The sequence below is a fragment of the Curtobacterium flaccumfaciens genome (genome assembly GCF_018598405.1).
Lineage (GTDB): Bacteria > Actinomycetota > Actinomycetes > Actinomycetales > Microbacteriaceae > Curtobacterium > Curtobacterium aurantiacum.
In genome coordinates, this window is record NZ_JAHEWS010000003.1 from 177,778 (window position 1) to 194,799 (window position 17,022).

At 70.9% G+C, this 17,022-nt stretch carries 20 protein-coding genes and 1 tRNA gene; 11 read left to right on the plus strand and 10 right to left on the minus strand.

Going from position 1 to position 17,022, the window contains the following annotated elements:
* Window positions 1-49: 49 nt before the first annotated feature.
* Together KK097_RS03375 and KK097_RS03380 are read left to right on the plus strand one after the other, a co-directional pair.
* On the plus strand, window positions 50-1,114 hold the full coding sequence (locus KK097_RS03375) for a mechanosensitive ion channel family protein (protein WP_214543691.1): 1,065 nt from the start codon (window positions 50-52) through the stop codon (window positions 1,112-1,114).
* 29 nt (window positions 1,115-1,143) lie between these two features.
* Window positions 1,144-1,614: a globin gene (locus tag KK097_RS03380; protein ID WP_250896418.1), complete on the plus strand. Its 471-nt coding sequence runs from the start codon at window positions 1,144-1,146 to the stop codon at window positions 1,612-1,614.
* 299 nt (window positions 1,615-1,913) lie between these two features.
* On the opposite strand, the gene KK097_RS03385 is transcribed toward KK097_RS03380, so the two are convergent.
* The gene (locus tag KK097_RS03385; protein WP_214543692.1) at window positions 1,914-2,756 is read right to left on the minus strand and encodes an NAD-dependent epimerase/dehydratase family protein; all 843 of its coding nucleotides are present in this window, start codon (window positions 2,754-2,756) and stop codon (window positions 1,914-1,916) included.
* A 76-nt stretch (window positions 2,757-2,832) separates the two neighbouring features.
* Window positions 2,833-3,534, minus strand: a complete 702-nt coding sequence (locus KK097_RS03390; RefSeq protein ID WP_071405518.1) for a DUF8185 domain-containing protein — start codon at window positions 3,532-3,534, stop codon at window positions 2,833-2,835.
* Between the two features lie 92 nt (window positions 3,535-3,626).
* Between KK097_RS03390 and KK097_RS03395 the strand changes: the two genes are divergently transcribed.
* Window positions 3,627-4,490, plus strand: a complete 864-nt coding sequence (locus tag KK097_RS03395) for an acyl-CoA thioesterase (RefSeq protein WP_214530401.1) — start codon at window positions 3,627-3,629, stop codon at window positions 4,488-4,490.
* Here the strand turns inward: KK097_RS03395 and KK097_RS03400 are convergent.
* Together KK097_RS03400 and ettA are read right to left on the minus strand one after the other, a co-directional pair.
* Window positions 4,477-4,929 carry an acyl-CoA thioesterase gene (locus tag KK097_RS03400; protein WP_214543693.1) on the minus strand — a complete coding sequence of 151 codons (453 nt, stop codon included), beginning with the start codon at window positions 4,927-4,929 and terminating at the stop codon, window positions 4,477-4,479. The genes KK097_RS03395 and KK097_RS03400 overlap by 14 nt on opposite strands.
* A gap of 32 nt (window positions 4,930-4,961) precedes the next feature.
* Window positions 4,962-6,647, minus strand: a complete 1,686-nt coding sequence (gene ettA, locus KK097_RS03405; protein ID WP_214543694.1) for an energy-dependent translational throttle protein EttA — start codon at window positions 6,645-6,647, stop codon at window positions 4,962-4,964.
* Between the two features lie 189 nt (window positions 6,648-6,836).
* Here ettA and KK097_RS03410 point away from each other — a divergent pair, with 189 nt between their 5' ends.
* The gene (locus KK097_RS03410) at window positions 6,837-7,574 is read left to right on the plus strand and encodes a hypothetical protein (protein ID WP_214543695.1); all 738 of its coding nucleotides are present in this window, start codon (window positions 6,837-6,839) and stop codon (window positions 7,572-7,574) included.
* A 74-nt stretch (window positions 7,575-7,648) separates the two neighbouring features.
* Here the strand turns inward: KK097_RS03410 and KK097_RS03415 are convergent, their stop codons facing one another.
* The 3 genes from KK097_RS03415 to msrA form a co-directional block, all read right to left on the minus strand.
* The gene (locus tag KK097_RS03415) at window positions 7,649-8,368 is read right to left on the minus strand and encodes a single-stranded DNA-binding protein (RefSeq protein WP_214543696.1); all 720 of its coding nucleotides are present in this window, start codon (window positions 8,366-8,368) and stop codon (window positions 7,649-7,651) included.
* A 119-nt stretch (window positions 8,369-8,487) separates the two neighbouring features.
* Complete coding sequence (locus KK097_RS03420) at window positions 8,488-8,691, minus strand: hypothetical protein (protein WP_027464651.1); 204 nt, start codon at window positions 8,689-8,691, stop codon at window positions 8,488-8,490.
* Window positions 8,692-8,728: 37 nt separating this feature from the next.
* Complete coding sequence (msrA, locus tag KK097_RS03425) at window positions 8,729-9,256, minus strand: peptide-methionine (S)-S-oxide reductase MsrA (RefSeq protein WP_214543697.1); 528 nt, start codon at window positions 9,254-9,256, stop codon at window positions 8,729-8,731.
* A 150-nt stretch (window positions 9,257-9,406) separates the two neighbouring features.
* On the opposite strand from msrA, the gene KK097_RS03430 reads away from it, so the two are divergent.
* Both KK097_RS03430 and KK097_RS03435 read left to right on the plus strand, forming a co-directional pair.
* Window positions 9,407-9,673: a hypothetical protein gene (locus KK097_RS03430; RefSeq protein ID WP_017886047.1), complete on the plus strand. Its 267-nt coding sequence runs from the start codon at window positions 9,407-9,409 to the stop codon at window positions 9,671-9,673.
* 89 nt (window positions 9,674-9,762) lie between these two features.
* Complete coding sequence (locus KK097_RS03435) at window positions 9,763-11,091, plus strand: hypothetical protein (protein ID WP_214543698.1); 1,329 nt, start codon at window positions 9,763-9,765, stop codon at window positions 11,089-11,091.
* An 80-nt stretch (window positions 11,092-11,171) separates the two neighbouring features.
* Here the strand turns inward: KK097_RS03435 and KK097_RS03440 are convergent.
* A tRNA-Arg gene (locus KK097_RS03440) sits at window positions 11,172-11,244 on the minus strand.
* 164 nt (window positions 11,245-11,408) lie between these two features.
* On the opposite strand from KK097_RS03440, the gene KK097_RS03445 reads away from it, so the two are divergent.
* From KK097_RS03445 to KK097_RS03455, 3 genes are all read left to right on the plus strand, one after another.
* The gene (locus KK097_RS03445; protein ID WP_214543699.1) at window positions 11,409-12,170 is read left to right on the plus strand and encodes an acylneuraminate cytidylyltransferase family protein; all 762 of its coding nucleotides are present in this window, start codon (window positions 11,409-11,411) and stop codon (window positions 12,168-12,170) included.
* Window positions 12,167-13,039 (plus strand): N-acetylneuraminate synthase family protein, encoded by an 873-nt coding sequence (locus tag KK097_RS03450; protein ID WP_214530393.1) that lies wholly within the window; start codon window positions 12,167-12,169, stop codon window positions 13,037-13,039. The genes KK097_RS03445 and KK097_RS03450 overlap by 4 nt, the downstream gene beginning before the upstream one ends.
* 67 nt (window positions 13,040-13,106) lie before the next feature.
* Window positions 13,107-14,669: a DUF6716 putative glycosyltransferase gene (locus KK097_RS03455; protein WP_214543700.1), complete on the plus strand. Its 1,563-nt coding sequence runs from the start codon at window positions 13,107-13,109 to the stop codon at window positions 14,667-14,669.
* On the opposite strand, the gene KK097_RS03460 is transcribed toward KK097_RS03455, so the two are convergent.
* Both KK097_RS03460 and KK097_RS03465 read right to left on the minus strand, forming a co-directional pair.
* Complete coding sequence (locus KK097_RS03460) at window positions 14,613-14,873, minus strand: thioredoxin family protein (RefSeq protein ID WP_214543701.1); 261 nt, start codon at window positions 14,871-14,873, stop codon at window positions 14,613-14,615. The genes KK097_RS03455 and KK097_RS03460 overlap by 57 nt on opposite strands.
* A gap of 29 nt (window positions 14,874-14,902) precedes the next feature.
* Window positions 14,903-15,193 (minus strand): hypothetical protein, encoded by a 291-nt coding sequence (locus KK097_RS03465; RefSeq protein WP_214543702.1) that lies wholly within the window; start codon window positions 15,191-15,193, stop codon window positions 14,903-14,905.
* 83 nt (window positions 15,194-15,276) lie between these two features.
* On the opposite strand from KK097_RS03465, the gene KK097_RS03470 reads away from it, so the two are divergent.
* A complete protein-coding gene (locus tag KK097_RS03470; protein WP_214530390.1) occupies window positions 15,277-15,726 on the plus strand; it encodes a MarR family winged helix-turn-helix transcriptional regulator in 450 nt (149 codons plus the stop codon).
* A complete protein-coding gene (locus KK097_RS03475; RefSeq protein WP_214543703.1) occupies window positions 15,723-16,955 on the plus strand; it encodes an MFS transporter in 1,233 nt (410 codons plus the stop codon). The genes KK097_RS03470 and KK097_RS03475 overlap by 4 nt, the downstream gene beginning before the upstream one ends.
* The last annotated feature ends 67 nt before the right edge of the window (window positions 16,956-17,022 follow it).

Genomic DNA, 17,022 nt, shown 5'->3' on the forward strand with positions numbered 1-17,022 from the left:
GGTGTTCCTCCAGGGACGCCGAGGCCCCGCCGCTTAGCATCGACCGGATATGAACTTGGCTGCAGACTCCACCGACGTCCCGAAGTGGGCCTCCAACACCTTCACCCAGTTCGTCGAGGCGTGGCACATCCCGATCACGATCGTCATCACGATCCTCGCGGCGATCCTCGTCCGCGTGTTCCTCCGCCGCATCATCAAGCAGGTCGTCGACCGGGTCGTGAACGGCGTCAAGAAGCGTCAGGGCGCTGAGGACACGCAGGCCCTCATCGCCTCGCCCGTGCAGACCGCCCGCGTCGTGCAGCGGACCCGGACGCTCGGCAGCGTGCTCGAAAACCTGGCGACGGTGATCGTCGTCGTGATCGCGCTGGCGATCATCATCCCGGTCGCGATCCCGAACGCCGCGGTCGGCATCGTCGGCGGTGCGTCCCTCGTCGCCGCCGGTCTCGCCGTCGGCGCCCAGTCCATCGTCAAGGACCTGCTGTCCGGCGTCTTCATGATCCTCGAGGACCAGGCCGGCGTCGGTGACGTCGTCGACACCGGTCAGGCCACGGGCGTCGTCGAGAACGTCGGCCTGCGCGTCATGCAGATCCGCGACGTGAACGGGATCCTGTGGTTCGTGCCGAACGGCCAGATCCTGCGCGTCGGCAACCTGTCGCAGGGCTGGTCGCGCGTGCTCGTCGACATCACCGTGCCCTACGACACCGACATCGACGCTGTGCAGGACGCCCTGCTCAAGGCCGCGGTCACGATGTCGCAGGAGCCCCGCTGGCGGCAGCGCATCGTCGAGAAGCCGGAGATCTGGGGCCTGCAGTCGATCACCGACGCCGGCATGGTCTTCCGCCTCGTCGTGAAGACCCGGGCGTCCGAGCTGGACGTCGTCGGCCGGGAACTCCGCACCCGGCTGAAGCACGCCGTCGACGAGCTCGGCATCACGCTGCCCGCGATGGCGATGATCATGCCCGAGGGCTGGGAGAACGCCACCTCGATCAACGGCCTGCGCACCATCCGGACCCAGCCGACGCCGGCGCCCACGAAGCCCCGGCGTACCAAGCGCAACGTCCTCGGGCAGCCGATCCGCACGGACGACCCCGACAGCGGGAAGGACCCCCGATGACCGACCCCACACCGCCGAGCGGTCTCGGCATGCCCGGCGGACTCGGCACCACCCCGGGGCTCGGCGTCCCCGGCGTCCCGGCGCAGCCGATCACCCTGCGCGTCGGGGAGCACGGTGCCTCGGCCACCGGGTCGCTATACGAGCGGATCGGCGGCGCCCCGACCTTCGACCGGCTCGTCCGACGCTTCTACGAGGGCGTGCAGCAGGACGACGTCATCTGGCCGATGTACCCGGCCGACGACCTCGAGGGTGCGATCTGGCGCCTGTCGGCGTTCCTGCAGCAGTACTGGGGCGGCCCGGGCACCTACAGCGAGCAGCGCGGGCACCCACGGCTCCGGATGCGACACAACCCGTTCCGCATCACGTCCGAGGCCCGCGAGCGCTGGCTCCACCACATGCACGAGGCGGTCGAGTCCCTCGGGCTCGCGCCCCTCGACGAAGCCGAGCTCTGGGGCTACCTCGACCGCGCTGCCCACGCGATGACGAACACCTTCGACTGACGCGCGGGCACAAACGCCGTCGTGTCGTCGAGACGCCGCCGAATCCGGCGGCGTCTCGACGCTCCCGCGGCGTCTTCCGCTGACGCCGGCGTGCAGTGATCGTCACGAGTGGCGGACGGGAGGCCCGTGGCGGCGCCGCCACGGGCCTCCCGTCCGCCTTTCCCCGCGTTCTCGTGTTCGCGAGACGCCGGCGTGTCCGTCTGACGCCGCCATGTGCGTTCCACGCCTCCGGATTCGGCGGCGTCTCGCGGAACCGGCAGCGTGTTCGCGGGACGCCGGCGTCTTTGGTGGGCAGCGCGTCAGCGCACGTACGCGCCGGAGGCGAGGTCCTCGACCAGGGTCGGCCGCGACGGGCGCCAGCCGTAGGCCGACCGAGCGTGGGCGCCGGAGGCCTCCTGGTGCAGGAGCAGGGCGTCGGCGTAGTCGGTGCCGAGCCGCTGCCGGCTGGCCTCGACGCTCTCGGCCACGACGGGCGATCCGTGGGCCCCGGCCTCGGCGAGTTCGCGCACGGTCGGGTTGTCCCCCGTGGCCGCGACGATGTACCCGTCGGGCGCGCCGCGGTGCAGCGCGAGGACGTACAGCTCGCCGAGGTCGTCCACGTGCACCGTCGTCCAGCGCTGCGAACCGTCGCCCACCAGGTGCACGGGCTGCTCGCCGTCGCCGACGAACATCGCCGGGATGCCGGCGCCACGGCCGTACACGATGCCGGGCGCGACGACCGTGCTCCGCACGGCGCTCGCGCGGAGTGCGGCCTCGTTGGGCCCGCGCCAGGCGGTCAACGTCGGCGGGTCGATCGGCGACTGCTCGGAGATGTCCGTCGAGTCACCGAAGGTGAAGATCCCACCGGTGTGCACGAACGGCTTGGGCGTGCCGGCCAGCGCACCGATCGCCGTGCGGATGAAGTCGGGGTCGACGCCCGGCGCTGACGCCGTGTGGACCACACCGTCGCTCTCGTGCAGCAGCCGTTCGACGACCTCGGTGTCGGTGACGTCGCCGACCAAGGCACGGCCGCCCGCGTCGCGGACGTGCTGGGCCTTCTCGTCGGACCGGACGAGCGCGGTGACCTCGTCGCCGTGGGCCACGAGGGAGCGGAGGACGGCGGAGCCGATGTACCCGGACGCACCGGTGAGGAGGACGTGCATGGGTCCAGCCAACCACGGCGGCCGGGCCGGGTCGGGGTTGCGGTCGCGGTCGCGGTTGCGGTCGCGGTCGCGGTCGCTAGGAGCTCAGGGTCCAGGCGCGGCGCTTCACGAGCACGTGGCCGCGCGATGTCGTGAGTCGGCTCCACGGACCGGTCTCGAACAGGCGGACCGGGTCGTGCCCGAGGAACCCGAGGCTCTCCCCCGCGAAGCCCGCGCCGGCCGGCAGGTGCTCGACGCCGGGGACCGGTCGGCCCCAGACCTCGGCGCGGATCCGTCGGACGATGGCTTCGCCCGCGTTGGACGGCACGGCGTCGGCGACCTCGGCGATGCCGTCGCGGGTGGCGCGGCGGAGGAGCTCCGGCGAGACGTCGGGCAGCGGCACCCAGCCACCGCGGGGCGGCGAGATGGCCGCCCACGTGACGGTGTGGACCTCGTGCGGCAACTCGACCTCGATCGGGGTGGCCCGCGTCGGGTCGGCACCCTCGGCGTGCTCGGCGTCCTGCGCCTCGGCCAGCAGGCGAAGACGCTCGAGCAGCGACTGCAGCGGGACCACGGTGTCGATCGAGGCGGGCTCGGTGAGCGAGAACGTGCGGAGGCCGAGGACCGTCGGGAGTTCGTCGAGCAACCCGAGGGGGTAGAGGATCGCGGTGTAGACGGCGAGGACGCCGGAGTCGGCGATGAGCCGGACCGAGCCGTCCTCGATCCGAGCGGCACGTCCGAGGTACGTGCGGAGGTCACCGAGGGAGGCGGCGTCGGGAAGCGTGAACGAGTTGCCCATGTCGTCCCCGATCCTACCGGCCATCGGTGCCGCACCGCCTGGGCGTGGCGACCCTGCGGCGGGGCCGGGCGGCCGTTCGTAGACTGCACAGCGTGAACGGCGAACCCGACTTCCTGCGGACCCTGCGACTCGAGGACACCGGCGCGAGCACGGGCGAGACGATCCTCACCGGTGCAAGCCACTGGTCCCCCGGTGGTCGGGTGTTCGGGGGGCAGGTCCTGGCGCAGTGCATCGTCGCCGCGCAGAGCACGATCGACGGTCGGGACGTCCACTCGATGCACGGGTACTTCCTGCGGCCCGGTGACATCGAGGTGCCGATCACCTTCGGCGTCGAGCGCATCCACGACGGTCGTTCGTTCGCGGCCCGACGGGTGCAGGCGTACCAGCGCGGTGTGCCGATCTTCTCGATGATCGCGTCGTTCCAGGTGCCGGACACCGGCATCGAGCACCAGGACCCGTACCCCGTGGACACTCCCGACCCCGAGTCCCTGCCCTCGGCGGCGTCGATCCTGTCCGCGATCGACCACCCCGTCGCTCGCGCGTGGGCCGCGCGGTCCATCGACCTGCGGCACGTCGAGGGGCCGGTGTTCGTCGACGTGCAGGGCGAGCACGTGCCGCACCAGGCGGTCTGGTTCCGCGTGCAGGGCGACCTGCCGGACGACCCGGCCCTGCACCGCGCCGTGCTGGGGTACGCGAGCGACCTGTCGATCCTCGAGCCGATCATGCGACGGCACGGCATCGCCTGGGGCACGCCGGGAGTGAAGAGCGCGAGCCTCGACCACGCCATGTGGTGGCACCGCGACGGGCGCGCCGACGAGTGGATCCTGTACACGCAGGAGTCCCCCAGCGCCCAGGGCGGCCGGGGACTCGCGTTCGGCCGGATGTTCTCCCGGGACGGGCAGCTGCTGGCCACCGTCGCCCAGGAGGGCATGATGCGGGTGCCTACGGCCGGCTGAACTGCACCGGATCCTCGAGGTACCGCTCGCACGCCGCACGCTCGGTGTCGGTCAGGCGACGCGGACGGCTCGTCGCCGCGTCGACCATCACGAGCGCCGTCGTGGCCCGGGTGTACAGGACGGCGGGCTGCTGCCCCACCGGCGACCAGACCTCGTACGAGACATCGATGCTCGCGCCCCCGAGCCGCCCGATCCACATCTGGATGTCGAGCGGCTGGCGGAGGTACGGGATCGACGCCAGGTACTCCAGGCGCTGCCCGGCGATCACGGTCATCGTGCCCGAGCCCGGCCGACCGTCGATGATCGGCTCCGGCAGGCTGCCGTCCGGGTCCTCACCGGGGTCGGCGCCCCAAAACCCCACGATGCGCGCTTCTTCGAGCAGGCGCAGCATCGCGGAGTTGTTGACGTGACCGTAGGCGTCGATGTCGCTCCACCGCATGCGGATGGGAGCGTGCAGTCTCGCCACGCGGGTCAGTCGCGGGTGAGCTTGCGGTACGTCGCGCGCCCGGGCTTCGCGGCGTCTGCCCCGAGGCGCTCGATCTTGTTCTCCTCGTACGCCTCGAAGTTGCCCTCGAACCAGTACCAGTTCGGTGTCCCGTCCTCGTTGAGGCCCTCCCACGCCAGGATGTGCGTGGCGATGCGGTCGAGGAACCAACGGTCGTGGGTGATGACCACGGCGCAACCGGGGTACTCGAGCAGGGCGTTCTCGAGGCTGCCGAGGGTCTCGACGTCCAGGTCGTTGGTCGGCTCGTCGAGGAGCAGCAGGTTGCCGCCCTGCTTGAGCGTCAGCGCCAGGTTCAGTCGGTTGCGCTCACCGCCGGACAGGATGCCGGCACGCTTCTGCTGGTCCGGGCCCTTGAAGCCGAACTGCGACACGTAGGCGCGGGACGGGATCTCGGTCTTGCCGACCTGGATGTAGTCGAGGCCGTCGGACACGACCTCCCACAGGTTCTTGTTCGGGTCGATCCCGCCGCGGGTCTGGTCGACGTAGGAGATCTGGACGGTGTCACCGATCTTCAGCGTGCCGCCGTCGAGGGGCTCGAGGCCGACGATCGTCTTGAAGAGCGTGGTCTTGCCGACGCCGTTGGGACCGATGACGCCGACGATGCCGTTGCGGGGCAGCGTGAACGAGAGGTCTCCGATGATGACGCGCTCACCGAACTGCTTGCGCAGGTGCTCGGCGTCGATGACCTGCGAACCGAGGCGCGGGCCGACAGGGATCACGATCTCCTCGAAGTCGAGCTTGCGAGTGCGCTCGGCCTCGGTGACCATTTCCTCGTAGCGGGCGAGACGGGCCTTCGACTTGGCCTGGCGGCCCTTGGTGTTGCTGCGGACCCAGTCGAGCTCCGAGGACAGGCGCTTCGCGAGCTTGGCGTCCTTCTTGCCCTGCACCTCGAGGCGGGCGCGCTTCTTCTCGAGGTAGGTCGAGTAGTTGCCCTCGTACGGGTAGAGGCGACCACGGTCGACCTCGGCGATCCACTGCGCGACGTGGTCGAGGAAGTACCGGTCGTGGGTCACGGCGAGGACGGCACCGTGGTACTGCTGCAGGTGCTGCTCGAGCCAGAGCACGCTCTCGGCGTCGAGGTGGTTGGTGGGCTCGTCGAGGAGGAGCAGGTCGGGCTTCTGGAGCAGGAGCTTGCAGAGCGCGACGCGGCGCTTCTCACCACCGGACAGGTGGGTGACGAGCTCGTCCCCCGGGGGGCACTGGAGCGCGGCCATCGCCTGCTCGAGCTGGGAGTCGAGGTCCCACGCGTCGGCGGCGTCGATGTCTTCCTGCAGCGTGCCCATCTCGGCGAGCAGGGCGTCGAAGTCGGCGTCCGGCTCGGCCATGAGCGCCGAGATCTCGTTGAAGCGTGCGAGTTTGCCGTGGATCTCGCCCACGCCTTCCTGCACGTTCTCGAGCACGGTCTTCGTCTCGTCGAGCTCCGGCTCCTGCATGAGGATGCCGACGGAGAAGCCCGGCGTGAGCTTCGCCTCGCCGTTGGACGGCTGGTCGAGACCCGCCATGATCTTCAGGATCGTCGACTTGCCCGCACCGTTCGGCCCGACGACGCCGATCTTGGCGCCGGGGAGGAACGACATCGTGACGTCGTCGAGGATCAGCTTGTCGCCGACCGCCTTGCGGGCGCGGACCATCTGGTAGATGTACTCAGCCATATCGGCCCCAAGTGTAGTGACACCGTCGGAGCGGTGCTCGCACGACGCCGGATCGCCGCTTCCCGCACCTGTACGAACAGCCCTGTTGTTCACGGCACGGACGACGTAGCTTTGCCTCACCCCGCTACCTCGGGCCCGTCGCTCACCACGACGAGGACCAGGATCAGGACCACGGACAGGACGAGGACCATGACCACGCACACGACCACGACCCCGTCGCGGCTTCGCCGCCTCGCGCTCCCCTTCGTCGGAGCGATCGCACTCACCGTCGCACTCATCGCCCCGGTCTCACCGGCATCGGCCGCCGGTGCCGTGCCGAAGGGTGACCCGTACCTGCTGTACACGGCGAGCATCAGCGCCAACGGCACGGGCACCGGCTACTCGTCGTACATCAACGTGCACGACGCCCACAACAACGCGTACGCCTTCGGGATCCAGTCGGACAAGGGTTCCCCCGAGAGCAAGGGCAAGCCGCGCTACATCTGGGAGCGCGTGCAGAACGGCAAGTTCACCTACGGCTACCTCGGCCCGGCCACGAACAAGCTCACGCCGATCGGGATGCGCTGGTACAAGAACGACGTCGCGACGATGATCGTGAACCACAAGACGATCGGCACGCTCAAGCTCAACCTGGACGGTCGCCTGTTCTTCAACGCCGAGGCCAACGCCCGCCTGAACGGTGACGTCGTGCACTCGACGGTGCAGAACACCCGCATCACGGTCGGTGACCGCAAGTCGAACACCGGCCTGAACGGCAAGTGGGACACGAGCTTCTCGTTCCACGGGCTGAAGGCCAAGCAGACCAACAGCCCCCGGGTGCAGGGTGCGAGCTTCAAGATCGACGGCCGTGTGACCGGGCTGCCCCGCGGCGGCAACTGGGACACCGCCCAGGTCTCCGGCATCGGGATGATCGCCCAGAAGTGGTGACCGCCGCGCCCCGCTGAACGGCACGCTGCACCGGCGGCCTGACCGGACACACTGACCCTGGTCGGCGCGTCGGGTCAGGCCGCTTCGGTGACGTGCGCGGCGTGACGGTCCTGGTCGTCGAGGGGCGGCACCGGGTCCCACGGCGCAGCGTCCTGTTCGAGCGTGTGCTCGGACGGCCCGACCGGGTCGGGAGCGTCGCCGAGCGGCGGCTCGCCGTGCAGGCCGTCAGCTCCACTGTCATCGCCGTCGCCGTCGCCGTCTCCGCCCCCGGGGCCGTCCTCGCTTGACGGATCGTGCTCGGTTCCCCCGCCGTGTCCCGGTGCGCCGTGCTCGGGCGCGCGACCGGCCCCCGGCTCTGGTGCGGACTCACGGACCTCGCCGGTGCGCGGGTCGACCCCGCGGAGACCGCCATGGCCCGAGGTGGCATCCCCCACCTGCCGCGGTACGCGGACCCAGTTGCTGATCCCCCACGCCAGGTCGTGGCCGATGCCGTCGGCGTCGATCTCGACCGAGGTCCCGCCGCGACCGTCGCGCTCCCACGTCCGGATGCGGACGCGGCCGGCCACGACGATGCGGTCGCCCTTCTTCAGGGACTTGAACACGTTCGACGCGAGTGAGCGGAACGCGGTGACGGTGTACCAGTTGGTCGCACCGTTGACCCAGGCGGCACTGGCCCGGTCCCAACGGCGCGAAGGTGACGCGAGCCGGAGACTCGTGATGGCGATGCCGGTCTCGGTGACGAGGTGACGTGGCTCGGTGGCGACGATTCCGCAGACGGTGATGATGTCGTTCATGCGTCGATCGTCACGGAGCCCGGGGCTGCGCGAGCGGCCCCGGGCTCGATCTGTGACGTGTGGACCCGATCAGGCGACCTGTGGAGGACGAGTCCCCCGGGCCTCCTGTCCGAACCCGCTCAGTGTGCTCGGAACTCGGGCCGGGCGGCCAACGGTCCGAGCGCGGCGTGGACCGCGCCCTTCGCGGACTCGAGGGACGGGTACGGCCCGCCCGCCCGTCGTCGTCCGTAGAGCTCGACCTGGAAGCCGTCCGCCGCGCGGTGGATGCTGCCCACCGCTCCGGCCGGACCGATGGCGACCCAGGTTCCCGTGTTGTCCGTCATGTTCGAACCACCTCCTTGTGGCCCTGCCGCCCCGGGGTCAGGACGCCAGGATGTACTGACTGTAGGCCTTCCGGACCTTGTTCACCTTGGGCAGCGCGACTGCGAGGCAGTACCCCTGCCCGGGGTTCTTCGCGAAGAAGTCCTGGTGGTACTCCTCAGCGCGGTAGAACGTCGAGAGCGGCTCGATGGTGGTGACGATCCCGCCGTCCCAGATCTCCGACGCCCGCTCGACCGCGTGCTCGAACAGTTCGCGCTGCGCGTCGTCGGCCGGGAACATCGCCGAGCGGTACTGCGTGCCGACGTCGGCGCCCTGACGGTTCAGCTGACGGGGGTCGTGCAGCGTGAAGAACACGTCGAGGATCACGTCGGCCGGGATCACCGACTCGTCGAAGGTCACGGCGACCGCCTCGGCATGCCCGGTCGTGCCGGTGCACACGAGCTCGTAGGACGGGTCCGCGTCCTGCCCGCCGACGTAGCCGGACACCACGTCCTGCACGCCCTGGAGCGTGCGGTACACGGCGTCCAGACACCAGAAACATCCACCTGCGAGCACGAACGTGGTCATGGCCACAACCTCTCTCCGGGCCGCCGGTGCAGCCCCTTCGTTCCTCCACAACAGTGTGCGCGGAGGTCCTGTTCCCCAGATCGGCTGGCACCCCTCGGCGTGTCGGTGGTCCCCCGTAGCGTCGAATCCACACCGACCAGGAGGCCAGCGATGCAGACCATCACCGAACCCGCACTGCGGATCCGCACCGTCCCGCTGGCCCGCGCCCGGGGCGACTACCGCATCCTCGACGTCCGCGACGACCTGAGCCGGGTGACCCGAGCCAACGGCGAGATCGTCGGGTACGTCGACCGCATCGACGTCGCGGGCGACACCGCCTACCGTGCCCGCCGGTACGTCGCGACCGAGCGTCGGTTCGTCGAACTGCCGAGCGTGTGGTCCGCCGACGACGCCGTGGACACCCTGCGCTGGTCATGATGTTCCAGATTGGAATCATCTGCGCTGGGATGCACGGAACGCCGTCCGGCCTCCCCGACGCCTGACCGTTCCGTGGATATGGTGCGCGCATGGACTGGTGGAACGACCTGACCGACTGGACTTCGTCCGACACGGGTTGGCGGGTGCTCTCGGGCGCTGTGATCCCCTTCGTCGCCATCGTCGTGGCGGGCGTCATCGCGGCGCTCATCGGACGCAGCGCGACGAAGCGGGTCGTGGCGCTCCAGGAGCGGGAATCGAAGAACGCGGCAGCGGCCGCGATCCTGACGGCGGCGCGCAAGTCGGCAGACTGGGGCTCGCTCGGACACGACGAGCGCGCCTATGCCGACCACCTGGCGGAGGACGCCGACATCCGGTTGCGCCTCCTCCCCGTGCAGGGCGCGCCCCTGGCCGCCAACTGGGCGCAGCACGAGATCGCCGACATCAAGAAGAACTCGTCGACGTTCAGCTTCCAGGCCGAGCAGTCACTCGCCGAGTTCCGTGACCGCCTGCTCGAGTGGCAGGCCCGCCCGAACCGGGCACGCAAGCTCTTCAAGGCCGACCTCGAGCGCTGGAAGTTCGAGTCACCCGACCCCGACGCCGACCTGATCAAGCGCCAGCAGGACTGGAACGCCGATCAGGCCCAGGCGCCGCGCAGCCAGAACCAGGAGCAGACCCAGAATGGGGCCCCGGCACCGGCACCGATGGCCGCCACCGAGCGACCGACGCCGACGACGACCTCGCTTCGCCCGGCGCAGCGCCCCGCGTCCGCACCCTCGACCCCTGCGGCCGCCGCGACTCCGGCTCCCTCGACGACGTCCGCGCCCGCTGCCGGCGCGGTCGGTGGAGCAGCTCCTGCCGGTGGGACGACGCCCTCGTTCTCGGTGAACCGTGGTGCCACCCCGAAGCCGAACCGCGGCAGCACGGACCCGAACGTCACGCGCTCCTTCGGCGACAACACCACCCGCGTCTACGGCGACGACGACGCGGCAGCCCCGGTCCGTCCGGCACTCGGCACCCCGACCTCGCCCTCCCGCTCCACCCCGAACCGGAGTACGGACGACACCGAGGTCGTGGACGATGCCACCGCCACCCGGGCCTTCGGTGCGTCCAGCGCCACCCGAGCGTTCGGCGACACCGACGGCGCACCGCGGAACGACCGTCCGTCCTCGTCCGACCGCCCCGTGGCGAGCCCCACCTCGGCCGACGCCCACGTCAACCGGGCGCCCGCGAACGACGTCCCGCCGGCACCGGCTCCCCGGGTCGACACCCCCGGCGCGACGAACACCACGTCCGTCCCGACGCGCCTGAACCAGGCGCCCGCCGAGCCGGCCGATGCGAACGAGACGTCGGAGGCGCCGTACACGCAGCCGATCAGCGCCGCCGAACTCCGACGCCGCGCAGCGGACGACGACGAGTAACCGCTAGCACGACGCGCAACAGCCGCACGACGAGAACGGGGCCGCCATCCGGAGAGGATGGCGGCCCCGTTCGTCTTCGGCGCCCCCGGCAGGAATCGAACCCGCGGCACGGTGGGTAGAAACCACCTGCTCTATCCACTGAGCTACGGAGGCGAGCAGCGTCGATTGTAGCGGCGAGCGGCCGCCGAACGTACGACGAACACCGCGACCCAACACCGCCGACAACGCCGTGACCGGGGGCGGCGGTCGCCCAACGGTCGGCCGCCGTCTGCTCCCCGTTCCCCTCCGGGACACCCGCGCTTCGTAGCGTCCGGAGCATGCGCACCACCGGTTCCGTCCTCGCCGTCGTGCCAGCACGTGCCGGGTCGAAGGGGATACCCGGCAAGAACCTCCGCACGGTCGCAGGTCGTTCTCTGGTCCGTCGAGCGGTCGAATCGGCCCTCGCTGCCAGGAGCATCGACGACGTGGTCGTCACGACCGACGGCGACACCATCGCCGCCGAGGCGGTCGCCGCTGGCGCCGGGGTCGTCCGCCGGCCGGTCGAGCTCGCCGGCGACGAGGCCTCGTCCGAGTCCGCGCTGCTGCACGTCCTCGACGCGATCAGCACGCCGCTGCCCGAGGTCCTCGTCTTCCTGCAGGCGACCTCGCCGTTCATCGACCCGGCCGACCTCGACGCCGCCGTCGCGCGGGTGATCGACGGTCGTGCCGACGCGGTGTTCGCCGCCGCTCCGTCTCACGCGTTCCTGTGGCGGACCGCACCGGACGGCACGGCGGTCGCGGTGAACCACGACGCGGCGACCAGGCCCCGTCGGCAGGACCGCGAGCCCGAGTACCGCGAGACCGGCGCCTTCTACGTGATGCGGACGGCGGGGTTCCTCGAGAACCGACACCGGTTCCACGGCCGGGTCGAGCTGGCCGTCGTCGACGGTGCCGGCGCGATCGACATCGACGAGGAAGCCGACCTGGCCCTCGCCGAAGCCCTCGCCGAAACCCCCGTCGAAGCCCCGGCCCCAGCATCCACCACGACCCGAGACCCATCCCCGACGCGGGCAACCCCCGCACCGAACGGAGCACCATGACCGTCACCATCGGTACGTCCACGATCGGCGCGGGCCACCCCGCGTACCTCATCGGCGAGATCGGCCTCAACCACAACGGCGACGTCGACATCGCGAAGCAGCTCATCGACGTGGCTGCCGACGCGGGCCTGCAGGCCGTGAAGTTCCAGAAGCGCACCCCGGAGATCTCCACGCCGGAGCACATGAAGAACACCCCGCGCAGCACTCCGTGGGGCGACATGACCTACCTGGAGTACCGCTACCGCGTCGAGTTCGACCGCGACCAGTACATCGAGATCGGCGACCACGCGACCCTCCGCGGCCTCGACTGGTTCGCGTCCCCGTGGGACGAACCGTCGGTCGACTTCCTCGAGGACCTCAACGTCGTCGCCTACAAGATCGCCTCGGCGTCGGTGACCGACCTCGGCATGCTCGCCGCCGTCGCCGCGACCGGCAAGCCCGTCATCCTGTCGACCGGCATGTCGACGCTCGAGCAGATCGACGCCGCCGTCGAGGCGCTCGGCACCGACCGCCTCGTCCTCATGCACGCAACCTCGACGTACCCGCTGCCGGCCGAGGAGGCGAACCTCCGCATGATCGACACCCTCGCCCACCGGTACGCGGGCGTCCCCGTCGGCTACTCCGGGCACGAGCCCGGCCTGCAGATCTCCATCGCCGCGGTCGCCCTCGGTGCCACGGCCGTCGAGCGGCACATCACGCTCGACCGCACGATGTGGGGCTCGGACCACGCGGCATCGCTCGAGCCGCACGGCCTGAAGACGCTCGCCCGTGACATCCGCATCATCGAGACCGCCCTCGGCGACGGGGTCAAGCGAATCTTCCCCGGCGAGCAGGCACCGCTCGCGAAGCTGCGTCGCGTCGGCGCGTGAGCGGATGCAGTCCCCATCTGACCGCCGGCGAGCAGGCACCGCTCGCGAAGCTGCGTCGCGTCGGCGCGTGAGCGGCCCGGTCGACGGGACGCGCGCCCTGGACGTGCCGGCTGACGGCAGTGGGTCGACGGGCGGACGGGAGGCGCGCCTCCCGTCCGACGCGTCACCACGCGTCCGACGCGTGGTCGGCCTGGTCGACACCGACTCGTTCGCCAAGTGGGGCGCGCACCTGCTGGCGACCGCCCCGGCCGACTGGGACCTGGAACTGCGGACCGTGGCGACCCCGCGGTCGGCGAGCCCGAAGCAGCTGCGGTCGGCGTTCCGCGGACTCGACCAGCGGCTCGCCCACCTGCACCGCGAGCCACCCGCGCCGAAGGACGTCGACGCCGTCGTCGAGGAGCTCCGACAGGACCCGCCGGACGCCGTCCTGGTGTCGTTGATCGGCCCGGTGGCCGAACTCGTGATCGACGAGGTGCACCGGCGGATCCCGGACCGGCCCGTGCTGGTGTCGGGGCTGCCGGGGATCTCGTTCCCGTCGAAGTGGAAGGGCATCTTCTTCCGCGCCCGAGCCGACCTGTTCGTGCTGCACAGCCACCGCGAGGTCCGGGCCTACGAGGAGATGGCGCGTGAGGGCGGGGTCGAGCCGCACTTCGCACTCGCAACGCTGCCGTTCGCGCGGAAGGCGGGTGAGGTCGGCGAGACCGGTGGAGCCGATGCAACCGGCGCGACCGGCGCGACCGGCGCGACCGTCCGTGGCGTCCAGGACTCCGTGGTCTTCGCGGCGCAGCCGAGCGTGCCGCTCGAGCGGGCCGACCGCGCGCTCGTCGTCCGCTGGCTCGTCGAGACGGCGCGGCAGCACCCGGAGTGGCGCGTCGTCATCAAGACGCGCGCCGCTGCCGGCGAGCACCAGACGCACCGCGAGGAACACCCCTACCCGGACCTGGTGCCCGCGGACGCCCCGGCGAACCTCGTGGTCGAGAGCGGTCCGATGGCCGAGCACCTCGACCGTGCGGTGGCGCTCGTGACGATCAGTTCGACCGCCGTGCTCGAGGCGGCTGCCCGGGGCGTCCCCGCGCTCACGCTGACCGACTTCGGCATCGGGCGGCACCTGATCAACGAGGTGTTCGTGGGGAGCGGACTCGAAGGCGACGCCGTCGACCTGGTCGACGGCCGCTTCGGAGTCGTCCGACCGGAGTGGATGCGGGACAACTACTTCCACCCGGCGTCGGACGACGACTGGCAGCACCGACTCGTGGAGCTCATGGCCCGCCGGGACGCCGGGACGCTCGTGGACCGGGAGCCTGCTCGCCGGAGCCGCGGTGGGGTGCTGCGTCGCGCGTGGGAGCGGAAGAACGCCCTCGGCGGTGCCGATCGCAGCCCGCTCGGGCTGGTCGCACTGGGCATCGGGGCGCCGATCCGGGGTGCGAAGCGTCTGGCACGGCGTGTGCGGGCGATGGTCGATCCGCCGGAGCCCGTCGTGGTGGCGGCACCGACGTCGCAGCGGGCGGGGGTCCACCCTGGGGCGCACGCCGCTGCGCCAGCGCCGGGGGCCGCCGCTGGGACGGCCGCTCGCTCAGATCGCCTTGGCCACCGCGAGCAGGAGTTGGTCGCGGGTCGGGACGCCGGGTGAACGGAAGACCTCGGTGCCGTCGCCCTGCCGCACGATGATCGTGGGCGTGGACCGGATGCCGAGGTCTTCCGCGTCGTCGGGATGAGCCGCCACGTCGCGTTCGGTCACGGTGAGCCCGGGGACGAGCGCCGACGCCTCGGCCGACACCCGGCGGGCGGCGGCGCACGGCGCACAGAAGGCCGACGTCCAGAGGTCGAGCTGCATGTGGTCCTGCAACGCGGCGGGGGCGGGTTCTACTCCCGGTCGAACTCGCCGCTGCGGTCGCCGCGGTCCTGCAGGTCGTCGACCGGGTCGGACTCGCTGGGCTCGTAGGTGAACTCGACCGAGATCTGGTCGAGGACCTGGCGGGACTTGGTGGCGCGGTAGGTGAAGGCCGTCTGCAGGCCCTCGACGTCGGCGAACACCGTGACCTCGTCGTCCAGCGCGTCGCTCGTGGCGGTGCGGGTGTCGGTCGTGCCGTCGAAGGGGCCGCCGTGGAAGATTGCGGTGTAATCGTCGCCTTCGTGGATGGTGATGTCGCTCATGTGTCCCTTCTACCAGGCGGCGGCTGGCGCAGTCTGTCCAGCCCGTCGTTGCGCTATTCATAGCACAGCTATATAGTTCAGCTATGGAAACACCGCGTGAGCAGACGATCGAGACCCTCCTCGTCTCCGTCAACCGCCTGATCCGCCGCGCCGTCCAGTCGACGGGCAACACGACGTCCGCCGCCGTCTGGCGCACGCTCGGCATCCTCGAGACCGACGAGCCCCTGCGGCTCGGCGAGCTGGCCACCGCGTCGCGCGTGGCGCAGCCCACGATGACCCGGCTCGTCACCGGGATGCTCACCGACGGTCTCGTCAGCCGCAGCGTCGACCCGGACGACTCCCGTGGGCAGCTCATCGAGCTCACCGAAGCCGGCCGGGAGCGCCTCGCCGCCTGGCGTTCCGCCCTCACCAGCACGGTCGGCCCGTTGTTCGCCGACCTCACCGACGACGACTGGGACGTCCTGCACCACGCGGCGACCCTGATCGCCGAACGGACCCGGACCACACCCATCGAAACGGAGATCTCCGCGTGAACACCCACGCACCCACCGGCTCCATCCTCAAGCAGTCATCCGCAGTCTGGGCGATCGCCTTCGCCTGCGTCGTCGCGTTCATGGGCATCGGCCTCGTCGACCCGATCCTCCCGGCGATCGCAGCGTCCCTCAAGGCAACCCCCGCGCAGACCGAGCTGCTCTTCACGAGCTACCTCGCCGTCACCGGTGTCGCGATGTTCTTCACCAGCTGGGTCTCCAGCCGCATCGGCGCGAAGCGCACCCTGCTCATCGGACTCGCCCTGATCGTGGTGTTCTCGGTCCTCGCCGCCACCTCGAACAGTGTGTGGAGCATCATCGACTTCCGCGCCGGATGGGGCCTCGGCAACGCGCTCTTCATCTCCACCGCACTCGCGACGATCGTCGGTGCGGCGTCCGGCGGCACCGCCTCGGCGATCATCCTGTACGAGGCAGCGCTCGGCCTCGGCATCGCCGTCGGTCCCCTCGTCGGAGGCCTGCTCGGCTCGGTGAGCTGGCGTGGCCCGTTCTTCGGCGTCACCACGCTAATGGCCGTGGCCTTCATCGCGATCGTGGCGCTGCTCAAGACCGGCAGCCTCGAGAAGCCCACCCCGACGAAGCTCTCGGCACCCTTCCGCGCCTTGGCACAGCCCGCGCTCGCAGCCCTGGCGGCGACCGCGCTGTTCTACAACATCGGCTTCTTCGTCCTGCTCGCCTACACGCCGTTCCCGCTCGGCTTCGGCGCGCTCGGCATCGGCTTCACGTTCTTCGGCTGGGGCGTCGGCCTGGCGATCACCTCGGTGTGGGTCGCCCCGATGCTGACGGCCCGCATGCGTCGGACCACCGTCCTGAAGGTCGCCCTCCCCCTGCTGGCACTCGACCTGTTCGCCGCCGCCGTGGTCGTGCGGTCGCAGGTGGGCCTGATCGTCTGCGTGGTGATCGGCGGACTCGTGCTCGGCGTCCTGAACACCGTGCTCACCGAGTGCGTCATGGAGGCCACCGACCTCCCCCGCTCGGTCGCCTCGAGTGCCTACTCCGCCGTCCGCTTCATCGGCGGCGCCATCGCCCCGCCCGTCGCGACCCTGCTCGCCGACGCGTACTCCCCCTCGGCGGCGTACGTGTTCGCGGGTGCGTCCGTCGCGGTCGCCTTCGTCGTGATCCTCTGCACCACGAGGGTCCTGCGCCGCGTCGACGACGGCCCCGAGCCCGAGCCCGTCGAGGCCGAGGCCATCACCGCCGGCGAGATGGCCTAGCCGCCGGGGGGGGGTGCCTTCGCTGGCCACCCGTCGCGAGCCTCCAGCGAGCGCCCCGCCCCTTCGC